The organism is Streptomyces prunicolor NBRC 13075, from assembly GCF_000367365.1.
Lineage (GTDB): Bacteria > Actinomycetota > Actinomycetes > Streptomycetales > Streptomycetaceae > Streptomyces > Streptomyces prunicolor.
Genome location: NZ_BARF01000085.1, coordinates 13,676 through 29,197 on the forward strand (window position 1 = coordinate 13,676; position 15,522 = coordinate 29,197).

11 protein-coding genes and 1 riboswitch are annotated in these 15,522 nt (G+C 70.5%); of the genes, 6 read left to right on the top strand and 5 right to left on the bottom strand.

Annotated features, from left to right (window positions below; genetic code table 11):
* From SPR02S_RS35965 to SPR02S_RS35975, 3 genes are all read left to right on the top strand, one after another.
* Positions 1 to 2,406 (top strand): xanthine dehydrogenase family protein molybdopterin-binding subunit, encoded by a 2,406-nt coding sequence (locus SPR02S_RS35965; protein ID WP_019061862.1) that lies wholly within the window; start codon positions 1 to 3, stop codon positions 2,404 to 2,406.
* A 155-nt stretch (positions 2,407 to 2,561) separates the two neighbouring features.
* Positions 2,562 to 4,022 carry an NCS2 family permease gene (locus SPR02S_RS35970; RefSeq protein ID WP_019061863.1) on the top strand — a complete coding sequence of 487 codons (1,461 nt, stop codon included), beginning with the start codon at positions 2,562 to 2,564 and terminating at the stop codon, positions 4,020 to 4,022.
* Positions 4,023 to 4,066: 44 nt separating this feature from the next.
* Positions 4,067 to 5,218, top strand: a complete 1,152-nt coding sequence (locus tag SPR02S_RS35975; protein ID WP_019061864.1) for an XdhC family protein — start codon at positions 4,067 to 4,069, stop codon at positions 5,216 to 5,218.
* Positions 5,219 to 5,228: 10 nt separating this feature from the next.
* Here the strand turns inward: SPR02S_RS35975 and SPR02S_RS35980 are convergent, their stop codons facing one another.
* Entirely contained in the window at positions 5,229 to 7,412 is a 2,184-nt protein-coding gene (locus tag SPR02S_RS35980) for a serine/threonine-protein kinase (protein WP_019061865.1), read from the bottom strand.
* Positions 7,413 to 7,558: 146 nt separating this feature from the next.
* Here SPR02S_RS35980 and SPR02S_RS35985 point away from each other — a divergent pair, with 146 nt between their 5' ends.
* The gene (locus SPR02S_RS35985; protein WP_019061866.1) at positions 7,559 to 8,200 is read left to right on the top strand and encodes a LysE family translocator; all 642 of its coding nucleotides are present in this window, start codon (positions 7,559 to 7,561) and stop codon (positions 8,198 to 8,200) included.
* Between the two features lie 82 nt (positions 8,201 to 8,282).
* On the opposite strand, the gene SPR02S_RS35990 is transcribed toward SPR02S_RS35985, so the two are convergent.
* Positions 8,283 to 8,723 carry an SRPBCC family protein gene (locus SPR02S_RS35990; RefSeq protein ID WP_019061867.1) on the bottom strand — a complete coding sequence of 147 codons (441 nt, stop codon included), beginning with the start codon at positions 8,721 to 8,723 and terminating at the stop codon, positions 8,283 to 8,285.
* Between the two features lie 202 nt (positions 8,724 to 8,925).
* Between SPR02S_RS35990 and SPR02S_RS35995 the strand changes: the two genes are divergently transcribed.
* Together SPR02S_RS35995 and SPR02S_RS36000 are read left to right on the top strand one after the other, a co-directional pair.
* Positions 8,926 to 9,936, top strand: a complete 1,011-nt coding sequence (locus SPR02S_RS35995; RefSeq protein ID WP_026151159.1) for a DUF2278 family protein — start codon at positions 8,926 to 8,928, stop codon at positions 9,934 to 9,936.
* A 110-nt stretch (positions 9,937 to 10,046) separates the two neighbouring features.
* The gene (locus SPR02S_RS36000) at positions 10,047 to 11,270 is read left to right on the top strand and encodes a cytochrome P450 (RefSeq protein WP_019061869.1); all 1,224 of its coding nucleotides are present in this window, start codon (positions 10,047 to 10,049) and stop codon (positions 11,268 to 11,270) included.
* 1 nt (position 11,271) lies between these two features.
* Here the strand turns inward: SPR02S_RS36000 and SPR02S_RS36005 are convergent, their stop codons facing one another.
* The 3 genes from SPR02S_RS36005 to metE all read right to left on the bottom strand — a co-directional run bounded on the left by SPR02S_RS36005 (position 11,272) and on the right by metE (position 15,141).
* Entirely contained in the window at positions 11,272 to 12,006 is a 735-nt protein-coding gene (locus SPR02S_RS36005) for a polysaccharide deacetylase family protein (protein ID WP_019061870.1), read from the bottom strand.
* Between the two features lie 144 nt (positions 12,007 to 12,150).
* On the bottom strand, positions 12,151 to 12,729 hold the full coding sequence (locus SPR02S_RS36010) for a histidine phosphatase family protein (protein WP_019061871.1): 579 nt from the start codon (positions 12,727 to 12,729) through the stop codon (positions 12,151 to 12,153).
* 93 nt (positions 12,730 to 12,822) lie between these two features.
* Complete coding sequence (gene metE, locus SPR02S_RS36015) at positions 12,823 to 15,141, bottom strand: 5-methyltetrahydropteroyltriglutamate--homocysteine S-methyltransferase (protein ID WP_019061872.1); 2,319 nt, start codon at positions 15,139 to 15,141, stop codon at positions 12,823 to 12,825.
* 150 nt (positions 15,142 to 15,291) lie between these two features.
* A riboswitch (cobalamin riboswitch) is annotated at positions 15,292 to 15,489 on the bottom strand.
* Between the last annotated feature and the right edge of the window lie 33 nt (positions 15,490 to 15,522).

Genomic DNA, 15,522 nt, shown 5'->3' on the forward strand with positions numbered 1-15,522 from the left:
ATGTCTGACATCTCCGCAAAAGGCGCCCCCATCGGCACTCCCACCAAGGTCACCCAGGGTTCGCAGACCAAGGGCGGCATCGGCGAGTCCACGCTCCGCCCGGACGGCACCCTCAAGGTCACCGGCGAGTTCGCGTACTCCTCCGACATGTGGCACGAGGACATGCTCTGGGGCCAGATCCTGCGCTCCACGGTCGCCCACGCCGAGATCGTCTCCATCGACACCGTCGAGGCGCTGAAGACCCCGGGCGTCTATGCCGTCATGACCTACGACGACCTCCCGACCGACGTGAAGAACTACGGCCTGGAGATCCAGGACACCCCGGTCCTCGCGCACGGCAAGGTCCGCCACCACGGCGAGCCGGTCGCGATCGTCGCCGCCGACCACCCGGAGACGGCCCGCCGCGCCGCCGCGAAGATCAAGGTCGAGTACCGCGAACTCCCGGTCATCACCGACGAGTTGTCCGCGACCGCGCCGGACGCGATCCTCATCCACGAGGGCCGCGACGACCACCACATCGGCCATGTCCCGCACCCGAACATCGTGCACCGTCAGCCGATCATTCGCGGCGACGTGGCGGCGGCCCGCGAGCGCGCCGACTTCATCGTCGAGGGCGAGTACACCTTCGGCATGCAGGACCAGGCGTTCCTCGGCCCCGAGTCCGGTCTCGCGGTCCCGGCCGAGGACGGCGGTGTCGACCTCTACATCGCCACTCAGTGGCTGCACTCCGACCTGCGTCAGATCGCCCCCGTGCTCGGCCTGCCCGAGGACAAGGTCCGGATGACGCTGTCCGGCGTCGGCGGCGCGTTCGGCGGTCGCGAGGACCTGTCGATGCAGATCCACGCCTGCCTGCTGGCCCTGCGCACCGGTAAGCCCGTCAAGATCGTCTACAACCGCTTCGAGTCCTTCTTCGGCCACGTCCACCGCCACCCCGCCAAGCTCTACTACGAGCACGGCGCGACGAAGGACGGCAAGCTCACCCACCTCAAGGCGAGGATCGTCCTGGACGGCGGCGCCTACGCCTCCGCCTCCCCGGCGGTCGTAGGAAACGCCTCGTCGCTCGGTGCCGGACCGTACGTCATCGACGACGTCGACATCGAGGCCATCGCCCTCTACACCAACAACCCGCCCTGCGGCGCGATGCGCGGTTTCGGCGCGGTCCAGGCGTGCTTCGCCTACGAGGCCCAGATGGACAAGCTCGCCGACAAGGTGGGCATGGACCGGGTCGCGTTCCGTCAGCTCAACGCGATGGAGCAGGGCACGATCATGCCGACCGGGCAGCCGGTCGACTCCCCGGCGCCGGTCGCCGAACTCCTGCGCCGCGTCAAGGCGATGCCCATGCCGCCCGAGCAGCAGTGGCTCGCGGCCGGAGAGGCCGCCGACGTACGGCAGTTGCCCGGCGGCCTGTCCAACACCACGCACGGCGAAGGCGTCGTGCGAGGCGTCGGCTACGCGGTCGGCATCAAGAACGTCGGCTTCTCCGAGGGCTTCGACGACTACTCAACGGCCAAGGTCCGTATGGAGGTTGTCGGCGGCGAGGCGGTGGCCACCGTGCACACCGCGATGGCGGAAGTCGGCCAGGGCGGAGTCACCGTCCACGCGCAGATCGCCCGCACCGAGCTGGGCGTCACCCAGGTGACGATCAACCCGGCGGACACGCAGGTGGGTTCGGCGGGTTCGACGTCGGCGTCGCGTCAGACGTACGTCACCGGTGGCGCCGTCAAGAACTCCTGCGAGCTGGTCCGCGAGAAGGTCCTGGAGATGGGCCGCCGCAAGCTCGGCACCTACCACCCGGCCTGGGCCACCGCCGAACTCCTCCTGGAGGGCGGCAAGGTGGTCACCGACGGCGGCGAGGTGCTCGCCGATCTGGCGGACGTCCTCGAAGGTGAGGCCGTAGAGATCGAGGCCGAGTGGCGGCACCGCCCCACCGAGGCCTTCGACCTGCGCACCGGGCAGGGCTTCGGGCACGTCCAGTACACGTTCGCCGCGCACCGCGCCGTGGTCGAGGTCGACACCGAACTCGGCCTGGTCAAGGTGATCGAGCTGGCCTGCGCGCAGGACGTCGGAAAGGCGCTCAACCCGCTGTCCGTCATCGGCCAGATCCAGGGCGGTACGACCCAGGGTCTCGGCGTGGCGGTCATGGAGGAGATCATCGTCGACCCGAAGACCGCCAAGGTCAGGAACCCGTCCTTCACGGACTACCTGATCCCCACCATCCTCGACACGCCGACCATTCCGGTCGATGTGCTCGAACTCGCCGACGAGCACGCCCCGTACGGGCTGCGCGGCATCGGCGAGGCCCCCACCCTGTCGTCAACTCCGGCCGTCCTGGCGGCCATTCGGAACGCGACAGGGCTGGAACTGAACAGGACACCGGTACGCCCGGAGCACCTCACGGGCACGTGACCTTTCGGGGTCCCAACCGGTGACGCCTTGGGGGGAGTTGATCCCCCCAGGTCCCCATTGTTCGTCTCGGGCCGTCCCCCGGGTCGTCCATCCCAAATCCCGCGCGCCGCCGAGGCGGCCGACGGGTGCCCCTGTGAACCTTGGGAGATGGCCCCATGACCCAGCAGTCAGTGGAACCCAGGACCGCCGCCGAGGACTCGGGTGAAGGAACCCGCGTCCCGGCCGGCCGGTCCTGGCTCGACCGGTACTTCCACATATCCCGGCGGGGATCGACCGTCGCGCGCGAGGTGCGCGGCGGAGTCACCACCTTCATGGCGATGGCGTACATCCTGCTGCTCAACCCCCTGATCCTGTCCGGCAAGGACGTCGCGGGTGACACCCTCGGCCAGAAAGGCCTGATCACCGCGACCGCGTTCGCCGCGGCCTTCACCACCCTCCTGATGGGCTTCGTCGGCAAGGTGCCGCTCGCCCTCGCCGCCGGACTCTCCGTCTCCGGTGTGCTCTCCTCGCAGGTCGCCCCGCAGATGACGTGGCCGCAGGCGATGGGCATGTGCGTGATGTACGGCGTGGTCATCATGCTGCTCGTCGTCACCGGCCTGCGCGAGATGATCATGAACGCGATTCCGCTCGCGCTGAAACACGGCATCACGATGGGCATCGGTCTGTTCATCGCGCTCATCGGCTTCTACAAGTCCGGCTTCGTGCACCAGGGCAAGGCGACCCCGCTCACCCTCGGCCCGGCGGGTGAACTCACGGGCTGGCCCGTCCTGTTGTTCGCCGGCACCCTGCTCCTGATCTTCATGCTCCAGGCCCGCAACATGCCCGGCGCGATCCTCATCGGCATCATCACCGGCACGGTCGTCGCCGCGATCCTGAACGCCGCCGGGGTCATCGACCCCAAGCAGTGGGCCAGCGGCGCCGCCCCCGAACTGCACGGCAGCGCGGTCTCGATGCCGGACTTCTCGCTCTTCGGCCATGTGGAGTTCGGGGGTTGGGGCAAGGTCGGCGCGATGACGGTCGGCATGATCGTGTTCACGCTCGTCCTGGCCGGCTTCTTCGACGCGATGGCCACCATCATCGGCGTCGGCACCGAGGCCCAACTCGCCGACGCCAAGGGCCGGATGCCGGGTCTGTCGAAGGCGCTGTTCATCGACGGCGCCGGCGGCGCGATCGGCGGCGTGGCGGGCGGCTCCGGCCAGACCGTCTTCATCGAGTCGGCGACGGGGGTGGGGGAGGGCGCGCGCACGGGCCTCGCCTCGGTGGTCACCGGCCTGTTCTTCGCCGCGTGCCTGTTCTTCACTCCCCTCACCGCGATCGTCCCGCAGGAGGTCGCGTCCGCGGCCCTGGTCGTCATCGGCTCGATGATGCTGATGAACGCCCGCCACGTGGACTGGGCGGACCGGGCCACCGCAATCCCTGTCTTCCTGACGGTAGTTGTGATGCCGTTCACGTACAGCATCACCGCGGGTGTCTCCGCGGGAGTCATCTCGTACGTCGCCATCAAGGCCGCCCAGGGCAAGGCGCGGGAGATCAGCCCCTTCATGTGGGGGCTGACGGTCATCTTCCTGGTGTACTTCGCCCTCAACCCGGTCGAGAGCTGGCTGGGCGTGCACTAGCCCGCATCAACTACCCTTCCCCGCAACCCCGTTAGGAGACCGAGATGCTGGACATCGCCGAAGAGCTGCACCGGTGGGTCGAGCAGGGCCGTGACTTCGCCGTCGCCACCGTGGTGGCTGTCGGCGGCAGCGCGCCCCGCCAGCCCGGCGCCGCCCTCGCGGTGGACACCGAAGGTACGGCGATCGGCTCGGTCTCCGGGGGCTGTGTGGAGGGCGCGGTCTACGAACTGTGCCAACAGGCGCTGGCGGACGGCGAAACCGTCCTGGAGCGCTTCGGCTACAGCGACGAGGACGCCTTCGCCGTCGGCCTGACCTGTGGCGGGGTCATCGACATCCTCGTCACACCGGTACGGGTCGGCGACCCCGCCCGCCCGGTGGTCACCGCCGCCCTGTCGACCGCGTCGAGCGGCGGCGCGGCGGCCCTGGCCCGGATCGTCTCGGGCCCAACTCCGTTGCGGGGCCGTGCGATCGTCGTCCACCCCGACGGTTCCTACGACGGCGGCTTCGGCGCCCACCCCGAACTGGACCGCACGGTCGCCGCCGAGGCCGGTGCCTATCTGGACGCGGGCCGCACCGGCACCGTCGAGATCGGCGAGCAGGGCTCCCGCTGCGGGGCCCCGCTCACGGTCCTGGTCGAGTCCTCGGTCCCGCCGCCCCGGATGATCGTGTTCGGCGCGATCGACTTCGCCTCCGCACTGGTCCGCGTCGGCAAGTTCCTGAACTACCACGTGACGGTGTGCGACGCCCGCCCCGTCTTCGCCACTCGGGCCCGCTTCCCCGACGCCGACGAGATCGTCGTCGAGTGGCCCCACAAGTACCTGGAGCGCACGGACGTCGACGCCCGCACGGTCCTGTGCGTCCTGACCCACGACGCCAAGTTCGACGTACCCCTGCTCCAGCTCGCGCTGCGCCTCCCGGTGGCGTACGTCGGCGCGATGGGTTCCCGGCGCACCCACCTCGACCGCAACGAGCGGCTGCGCGAAGTCGGCGTCACGGAAATGGAGTTGGCCCGCCTGCGATCCCCGATCGGGCTCGACCTCGGCGCCCGTACGCCCGAGGAGACGGCCCTGTCGATCGCCGCCGAGATCGTCGCCAACAGGCGTGGCGGCACCGGCATTTCACTCACCGGGGCGCATACGCCGATCCATCGCGACGCGACATCGCTGCCCGCCGGACGGATCGGCTCGGTGGCCTGAGCGGCGCGGTTCAGCGCCCCGCGGGCGGCCGTACCGAGAACGCCGTGTCGCCCGCCACGGCCACGAGCGCGTCCTTGACGAGTACGGCGTACGGCGTGGTGTCGTCCGTGGAGTCGCCGGCGTTCGCCAGTGCGGACGTACGCCACTCGACGGCTCCGGTGCTCCGGTCCAGGGCCAGCAGACGGCCGAACTGGTTCGAGAAATAGAGCCTGTCGAACTTCGCCGACAGTACCGGCGTCGACAGGTTCTCGGTGTCCGTCCCCCGCTGCCAGAGCCGCTTGCCGTCGGCCGCGCGGACGGCGGTGACCGTGCCGTTCGGGCGGACGAGGTAGATCACGTCCTTGACCAGGGTGGCCGTGCCGCGAGTGGCGGCGGGCAGGGCGATCCGCTGGATCGCGCCGGTGCTCGGGTTCACCCGGTCGAGGGCGGTGTACAGCTGGTCCGGGCCGCTGCCGAAGACCTCCGGCGCCAGCTTCGGCACGAGGAACAGCGCCCGGCCTTCGTCGACGCCCAACGGCAGTGCCCCCGTGGGCAGTTCGGCGATCTTTCGCTGCGCGCCGGTGGCGGGGTCGAGGCGTACCAGGACGAAGTCGCTCTGGGAGGGATCGTCCTCGACCGTGCAGACGGCGTACGGGGCGCCGCCCAGCGCCGTCGGAGTGCAGGAGTTCCCGAGGTTCGACCAGATGGGCGCGGTCCACAGCCGACGGCCCGACGCGTCGTAGGCCACGAACCTCGTCGCGTCCGTGTCCATCGCCAGGATCCCGCCGTCGAACAGGACCGGGTCCGTGTCGTCCCTGATCGGGTGGAGCCACAGCCGGGTGCCGGTCTTCGCGTCCAGGGCGACCAGGCGCCGGGTGATGAAGGTGTCGTTCGAGTCGGGCTTGTCGTAGGTGTAGACGCGCCCGTCCCGGACGCCGATGGGGAGCGAGGTCTCGGGGCTGCTGCCCGACCGCCAGCGGACCCGGCCCGAGGCGGCGTCCAGCGCGGTGACCGTGGCGCCCGTACCGGCGCAGTACACGGTGCTGCCGCCCGCCAGGCAGCCGGACTGGGTGTAGTCGAGGGGATCGCCGGTCTGGGCGGTGAGCAGGCTCGCCCGCCACGGCTTCCAGCCGGTGGGCAGGGACACGGCGGCGGGGGACGCCGAGGACGTGGACGCGGCGGGCGTGCCCGAGTCCGTGTCACGGTCCGACACCCAGTGCAGGGTCGTGAGACCGAGGGTGGTCACGGCGAGTGCGGTGGCGAGGGCGATGACCAATCGCCGGGTTCGGCGCGGGCGTTGCCCGTTGTCGGGGACGGTCGCCGGGGTGGGAGTGGCCGGGCGGGGGCGGGCGGTTCTCGGGAGGCCCGCCGCCGTGGCCGCCCCGGACCAGGACCAGGACCCGGTCTCGTTCTCGGGCAGGGTCAGCAACATGCCGTGCAGTTCCGGCAGTTGGGGGCGGGCCGTCGCCTCCTTGTCGAGGCAGCGCTCGGCGATGCTCCGCAGCGGCTCGGACACGCCCTCCAAGCGGGGCTGCTCGTGCAGGACTTGATAACCCGTCAGGTACGGGCTGGCGCCGTCGAAGGGGCGGTTGCCGGTGGCCGCGTACACGAGCAGGGAGCCCAGTGAGAAGACGTCGGAGGCGGCCGTGACGTCCCGGGGCGCGGCGAACTGCTCCGGGGACATGAAGGGCGGGGTGCCGATCAGGCGGCCGGTGACGGTGAGGGTCTGGTTGTCGGCGGCGCGGGAGATGCCGAAGTCGATGACGCGCGGGCCGTCCTCGGCGAGCAGCACGTTGCTCGGCTTCAAGTCCCGGTGCACGACGCCCGCTTGATGGATGTCCCGCAGCGCCTCGACCAGTCCCAGGGCGAGTGTGCGCAGGGCGCGGCCCTCCAACGGGCCGTCCTTCTCGACGACTTCGGCTAGGGTGCGGCCGGGCACGTAGAGCGTGGCCATCCAGGGGACTTCGGCGTCGGCGTCGGCGTCCACGACGGGCGCGGTGAAGGCGCCGCTGACGCGGCGGACGGCTGCGATCTCCTGCCGGAAGCGGGCCCGGAACTCCTCGTCCAGGGCGTACTGCGCGTGCACGACCTTGACGGCGACCTGCCGTCCCGAGGCCGACCGCCCGAGATACACGACGCCCATCCCACCACTGCCGAGCCGGTCGAGCAGCGCGTAGCCGCCTATGGTCTCCGCGTCCCCGGGGCGAAGCGACATCCGCCGGTCACCTTTCCTGATTCCGTTGCCCGGAAGGGCCGTTCAGGACCATCACACTAGAGCGTTGGCGACGGTCGCCGGACCTCGAGATCGGGCCTGCGGGAAATGAGTTGCGGGCCCGGGGCGCCCCGATCTTCCATGGGCGCATGGTGTCCACCGACCGACTCGTCGCCTTCGCGGCCCTGTCCTTCCTGCTGATCATCGTCCCCGGCCCCAGCGTGCTGTTCGTGATCGGACGGGCGCTGGCCCACGGCCGCCGGGCCGCGCTGACCACCGTGCTCGGCAACACGCTCGGCGCCTATCTGCTCGTCGTGGCGGTGGCACTGGGCATCGGTTCGCTGGTGGAACGCTCGGTGCTCGTCTTCACGGCACTGAAGCTCGCCGGCGCCGCCTACCTGGTGTACCTCGGGGTGAAGGCGTGGCGTCAACGCGGTTCGCTGCGGGCCGCGTTCGCCGGTGAGGAGGCGGCCCCGCACAGCGGTCTGCGCACCCTGTGGGAGGGGTTCGCGGTCGGGGTGGCCAACCCCAAGACGATCGTGTTCTTCGCCGCCGTACTGCCCCAGTTCGTGGACCGCGAACAGGGCCACGTCACCAGCCAGATGCTGCTGCTCGGCCTGGTCTTCAACCTCATCGCCGTGGCCTCGGACAGCGTGTGGGGGCTGGTCGCCGCCACCGCACGCGACTGGTTCGCACGCTCACCCCGCCGACTGTCCGCGGTGGGCGGCATCGGCGGCCTCACGATGATCGGCCTGGGAGTGACGGTCGCGGCGACGGGCCGTAAGGACTGAGGTTGTAAGAACTGACGCCCTAAGGACTGCCTCCGTAAGGATTGACAACCGTAAGGATTAACAACCGTAAGGATCGACTGCGCTACGACCGTCGCAGCAGCCCGTTCACCGCCCGCCCGAACATCGACCGCGCCGCCCACCGCAGCGGCCCGTCGAGGAGACGCGGCAGGAAGCGGACCTGCAGCTCCTCCTCCCACACCACGCGGCTACGGCCCCCCGGCCCCGGCCGGACCTCGATCTCCGCCCAGCCGGTGACGACCCGCCCCCGCTTTTCCAGCCGTACCAGACCCGGCTCGTCCTGCGTCGGCGGTCGCCACACGGTGACCTCCATCCGGTCGTCGAAGGCGAACGGCCCGAGACCCGAGCGGGCCACGAAGACCGTGCCCTCACCGGTCGGCGGCGGAGTGACCACGGTGACCCTGGTCAGCGGGACCACGTCGGCATGGCGTGGCCACTCCGTCAACCGGCGCCACGCCTCCTCAAGGGGAAGCGGGGCTGTGCGTTCGAGACGGAAGTTGACCATGTGTGGATCGTAGAGAACGCTTCTTGATCGACGGTACTTTCACCGGCGGCTCACACCCTTGGCCTAGCGGTTCACAGGTACGCGGACGTACACCGGACGGCCGCCCCGAGTTTCCCCGCGTCCCGGCCGGAGCGGGCGCCTCCCCCCTACGCTTTCTCCCATGGGCGGGCATCCCGCCTGCCCGCAGGGGGAGTTGGTCGTCATGCCACTGAAGGCCTACGGCGTACTGATCACGCGCGCGGTGGACACGAGGCGCGAGGGCGCCGCCGGTACACCGCACTACCAGATCCATCTCACGGACGACGCGGGCACGCATTTCCGGGCCGCGGTCAACGTCCTGTCCGCCGAGCGGCCCTCCGAGCTGCTCTACCTCGTCAGCGAGGACTTCCACCACCCGGTCACCGCCCGCCTGGAGGGCCTCCCGAGCGGCTGGAACACCCTGCTGCCCGGACCCGGCGGCCCGAACCTCGACTTCGTGCGCGGCAACCTCTTCGACCCGGCACAGCTGCGCACGCTCCCGCCGGACGCGAGCGGCCCCGACAACGACCTCGCCGACCTCCTCGACCACTACGTACGACGCGCGGTGGACGACCTGGAGGCCCGGCTGTACGTCTTCGGCGAGCGCTTCGGCCCCGAACCGACCGTCAAGGACAAGGTGTTCGGCTTCCTGCCCGGCAACGGCGTCCACGACATCCACATGAACCAGGGCAACAGCCGCCGCTTCAGCGGCGACGACGGGGTCTGGCAGGACGGCGGCCTCCTCATCCACTTCCCGGCACAGTCCCGCTGGGTCGGCATCTTCCTCGCCTTCCAGAGCCAGTCCTGGCACACCGACGACACCACCGGCCACACCCTGGAGGACACCGACGGTTCGCGCCCCGACCCCGGCAGCCGGCCCGTCCGCGTCGTAGCGGCCCTGGTCAACCCGCGCGGCCCGGCACCCGAACCGGAGAGCGTCACCCTCCTCAACGCCTCGCCCGATCCGCTGGACCCGACCGGCTGGCGCGTCCGGGACCGGCTGGGCCACTCCTGCGCGGTACCGCCCGGCCCCCTCGCCCCGGGCGCCACCCTGCTCGTCCCGCTCACCGACGGCGTCCAACTCGGCAACCAGGGCGGCGAGATCACCCTCCTAGACGCGAACGGCCTGAAGGTGCACGGCGTTTCGTACACCGCCGAGCAGGCCGCGCGGGAGGGGTGGACGGTGGTGTTCTGACCAACTGGGCCACCCTGCCCGGAAGTTCCCTACCGCACCCGCACACCCCTACGGCACGATGAGCCCGACCCGCACCGCACCGCATCACGCAACCGGCCGGAGGGTGTCCCGTGGACCGCGAACTGCACGCCAGGCTCGACGACTTGCAGTGCGACCCGTACCCGCACTACACCCGGGCACGGCAGACCGAGGGACTCACGCACCTCGCCGAACTCGACGCCTGGCTCGTGGCCCGGGACGCCGACGTACGCGAAGTCCTGCGCCGCCCCGAGGACTTCTCCTCGTCGCCGGCCCTACGGCCCGACGTACTGCCGGCGCCCGCAGCGCTCGCCGTCCTCGGCGGCGGGTTCGGCGGGCGGCCCGTCGTCGTCACCGCGGACGGCGCGCAGCACCAGCAGTTGCGCGCGCCCATCGTCCGCGGCCTCTCACCGGCCCGCGTCACCGCCGTCCTGCCCTACGCCGCCGAGCGCGCCGCCGCCCTCGTCGACACGTTCGCCAAGGACGGGCACGTCGAGTTGATGTCGGCGTACGCCAGGCGGCTCCCCGGCGAGGTCGTCGGGAGGATCGTGGGCCTCGACCCCGCCGACGTGCCCGGGGTCGTCCATGGCGGCCACCGCGCCGAGGAGTTGCTCTTCCGCCCGCTGGAGGAGGACGAGCAGATCGCCGCGGCCGAGGACGTCGTCGCGATGCAGTACACCCTCGACCGGTACGTGCTGGAGCGGCACGCACAGCCCCGCGAAGACCTCGGTACGGAACTGATCGCCTCGGTGACCGAGGAGGCGGACGGCGGCGACCTCACCCTGGAGCACCGGCACCAACTCGTCGCCCATCTCCAGAACTTGTTCATCGCCGGTCACCTCACCACCACCGCGCTCATCGGCACCACCGTCCTGCATCTCCTCCGGCACCCGGACCAGTGGGAGCTGCTGTGCGCCGAGCCCGAGCGCATCCCCGCCGCGATCGAGGAGGCGGCCCGCTACGACACCGCGCTACAGGGCTTCCGCAGGGTCACCACCCGGCCGCTCGTCCTCGCCGGCACCGAACTCCCCGCCGGAGCACCGCTGTTCATCGCCTTCGGCGCGGCCAACCGTGACGAGAGGCGCCATGCGCGCGCCGACACCTTCGACATCACCCGCACCCCGAACCGCCACCTCGCCTTCGGCTTCGGCGTGCACAGCTGCCCCGGCTCCCAACTCGCCCGCGAACAACTCCGCCTCACCCTGGTGGAGTTGACGACCCGCCTGCCCGGTCTACGGCTGGCGGAGGACCGTCCGGTCACCATGCGGCCGACGATGATCCACCGTTCCCCGTACGCCCTGCACCTGGCTTGGTGACTCAGGGGCGGTACACCTTCCCCGGCTCCGCCTTCCCGGGCGCGAGGAGCTGCGGCACGGTCACGAACACGTACCCGCGCTCCTTCAGCGCGTCGATGATGCCGGGGACGGCGGGCACGGTGCCCTGGTACAGGTCGTGCAGCAGGATGATGCCGTCCCGGGTGGCCTGGGCGAGGACGCGCTTGGTGATGAGGGCGGAGTCGGTGGTCGCGTAGTCCTTGGCGGTGACGCTCCACAGCACCTCCGCGAGGCCCAACTCCCGGCAGATCTTGTGCACTTCGTCGTCGGTGCGGCCCTGCGGCGGGCGCATCAGTGTGGGCCGCTTGCCGGTGATCCGCTCTATCGCGCTGTCCGTGCGCTCCAGTTCGTCACGTATCTGCGCGGGGGGTATTCGGGTCAGGATCTTGTGGTCCCAGGTGTGGCTGGCGACCTCGTGCCCCTCGGCGGCCATGCGCTCGACCAGCTCCGGGTACTTCTCGATGTGCCGCTTGCCGAGCAGGAAGAAGGTCGCCAGGACCTGCTTCTCCTTCAGGATGTCGAGCAGCCGCGCCGAGTTCTCGCTCGGCCCGGCGTCGAAGGTCAGCGCGATGCACTTCACCTCCCGGCAGTCGACCGCCCCGAAACCGGCCCGCGCGGTGGCCGACACGCCCTCGGCGCGAGCGGTGGCCGGCGCGGTCGTGTCGAGCTTGGTACACCCGCTCGACGCCAGACCCAGCACGCCAACGGCCACAAACATGGCGACGGCACGCAACCCGGCCCGGGGTCTTTCCCTCTTCTTACACAGAGCGTTCAGTGATGGCATGCCGGGACTATACACAGCGAGTATATACGGTGTGTATAGCCGGGTGGGGATACCCCTGAAGGTGACTTCCGTAGCGTGCTAGTGGTCCTCGGCTCCCAGCTCCCGCCCAAGCCGCAGATTCCACCGCCCGGCCCGCCCACTGAGGTCGGTCGCAGTCAGCGGGGGCACATCGAGCCGCCAGAACGCAGACCCAGGCGCATCCAGAACCGTGACCGCAACGGCCCGCACGAACTCCTGCTCAACCACCGCAAGGGTCCCGCCCTCGAACTCGGCCGCCCCATCCAGCCACCGCGCAGCCCGCTCGCAGAGCCCCCGCACCGACTCCCCGCCATGAGGCACCGCATCCGGATCCGTCAGCCAGGCCATCACCGCGTCCGGCTCCCGCGCCATCACCTCATCGAGGGTCAGCCCTCGCCAACGCCCCATGTCCAACCCCGCCAACTCCGCCTCCGCCACGCCCGAGAGGCCCAGCGCGGACGCCGTCTCCCGGCACCGCACGGTCGGTGAAACCAGCACCCGGTCGACCGAGCGGAGCGAACCCGCGACGGACTCGGCGCGAGTCGCTCCGCTCGGGTCGAGCGGACTGCCGTCGTCGAACCGGGTCTCCCGCAGGGAGCGGTTCATCGCCGGCGAGATCAAGGTGATGCGGCTGGTCACTTCGTCGCTCCAGTTCTGCGGGCTGTGCGGATCATCGTCTCAGGGCGGGGGCGGCCGGCAGGGTGTCCTCCCGGCCGCCCCACCACCATTGGGTCAGGAACCGGCCAGCTCCTCGCGGACCGTGCGGGCCGCGGCCACCAGGTTCTCCAGGGACGCGCGGGTCTCGGACCAGCCGCGGGTCTTCAGACCGCAGTCCGGGTTGACCCACAGCCGCTCCGCCGGAATGGCCTCAAGTCCCTTGCGCAGCAAGGCCGCTGCCTCGGCCGTGCTCGGCACGCGCGGGGAGTGGATGTCGTAGACACCCGGCCCCGCCTCGCGCGGATAGCCGTGCTCGGCCAGTTCCCGCGCGACCTGCATGTGCGAACGGGCCGCCTCCAGGCTGATGACGTCCGCGTCGAGATCGTCGATGGCCTGCACGATGTCACCGAACTCGGCGTAGCACATGTGGGTGTGGACCTGCGTCTCCGGCCGCACCCCGGCGGTGGTCAACCGGAACGCCTCCGTGGCCCAGGCGAGATACGCCTCCCGGTCCGCCGCGCGCAGCGGGAGGGTCTCGCGCAGGGCGGGTTCGTCGACCTGGATGACCGAAGTCCCGGCCGCCTCCAGGTCGTTGACCTCGTCACGCAGGGCGAGGGCGACCTGTCGTGCGGTGTCGCCGAGCGGCTGGTCGTCGCGGACGAAGGACCAGGCGAGCATGGTGACCGGTCCGGTGAGCATGCCCTTGACCGGGCGCGAGGTGAGCGATTGCGCGTACGTCGTCCAGCGGACCGTCATCGGTTCCGGGCGGGAGAGGTCCCCGGCCAGGATCGGCGGACGGACGTAACGGGTGCCGTAGGACTGGACCCAGCCGTGCTGCGTGGCGAGGTACCCCGTCAGTTGCTCGGCGAAGTACTGGACCATGTCGTTGCGTTCGGGCTCGCCGTGCACGAGGACATCCAGGCCGGTCTTCTCCTGGAAGGAGATGACCTCGCCGATCTCCGCCTTGATCCGCTCCTCGTAACCGGCCGTGTCGATCCGCCGCGCCCTCAAGTCGGCCCGTGCGGTACGCAGTTCGGCGGTCTGCGGGAACGAGCCGATCGTGGTCGTCGGCAGCGGGGGCAGCCCGAGGTGCGCGCGCTGCGCCGTGGTTCGTTCGTCGTACGGTCGGGAGCGGCGGGTATCGGTATCCGTGACCGCGGCCGCCCTGGCCCGTACGGCGGGGTCGCGAGTGAGCGCGGAACCCGCTCGGGAGGCCAAGTCGGCCCGGTGTGCGGCGAGTTCGGCGGCGATCGTGTCGGTGCCCTGGGTCAGGCCCTTGGCGAGGGTGACGATCTCGGCCGTCTTCTGCCGTGCGAACGCGAGCCAGCGCAGGATCTGCGGCTCGATGTCCCGCTCGGCGGCGGCGTCGAGGGGCACATGGAGCAGTGAGCAGGAGGCGGCCACGTCGACCCGGCCGGCCAGACCGAGCAACGTGCCCAGTGTGGCAAGGGACTTGGTGAGGTCGTTGACCCAGACGTTACGGCCGTTGACCACGCCTGCGATCAGCCGCTTGCCGGGCAGTCCGCCCACTGCGGCGAGGTCGTCCAGGTTGGCGGCGGCGGACTCGGTGAAGTCGAGCGCGAGGCCCTCCACGGGTGCCTTCGCGAGGACCGGGAGCGCGTCGCCGAGGCGGTCGAAGTAGGAGGCGACCAGGAGCTTCGGCCGGTCCGTGAGGGCGCCGAGGTCGCGGTAGGTGCGGGTGGTGGCGTTCAGTTCGGCCGGGGTGCGGTCCTGGACCAGGGCGGGCTCGTCGAGCTGTACCCACTCCGCGCCCGCCGCCCGTAGATCGGCGAGGACCTCGGCGTACACGGGCAGCAACCGGTCCAGCAGGGTCAGCGGGTCGAAGTCCGCGGACACGCCGGGGGCGGGCTTGGCGAGCAGGAGGTAGGTGACCGGGCCGACGAGCACAGGTCGAGCGGTCAGGCCCAGGGCGAGGGCCTCCTTCAACTCCGTGACCTGCTTGGTGGAGTTGGAGGTGAAGATGGTGTCCGGGCCCAACTCGGGGACCAGGTAGTGGTAGTTGGTGTCGAACCACTTCGTCATCTCCAGCGGCGCCACGTCCTGCGTGCCGCGGGCCATCGCGAAGTAGCCGTCCAGCGCGTCGAGTTCGACGGCGGTGCGGTGGCGTTCGGGGATCGCGCCGACCATGACGGTGGTGTCCAGGACGTGGTCGTAGTACGAGAAGTCGCCGGTCGGTACCTCGTGGATGCCGGCGTCCGTCAGGTGCTGCCAGTTCGTGCGGCGCAGTTCGGTGGCGGTGGTTCGGAGGGCGTCGGCGTCGACGCGGCCCTTCCAGTAGCCCTCGATGGCCTTCTTGAGTTCTCGGCCCTTGCCCTGGCGGGGGTAGCCGTAGACGGTTGCCCGTGCTGCCGCGGCTGCGGACTTCGGTGTCACGGAAATCTCCTTCGCGAGATATCTCCCTGGATCCCGGTGTCGGGACGTGAGCGCGAAGGTTCGTAGACCGGGGGATGGTGACCGCCCGTATGTACGCCGACCCGCCCACGAGGTCACCGGGATTCCGCGCGTGAATGCTTCGCGTGCGGGCAGTTGGCAGGTCTTCGGACTTGCGGGCACGGCCTCCGTTTGACCGGGGGTCACCTACTGGCCGTCGCTTCCCAGGTCCTGTGTGGGCCCAGTGCGTATGACGGCGGTCGTTCCTGCTTACCGCTGCGGGGCAGTCCCGGAGTTTCACCGGGTTCCCTCTTGCGACGCGTCCGTCTGGGTGACGGGGCGAACCAGCTGCGTTGGCCAGCCTACGGGGTGGGGGTTGGATGC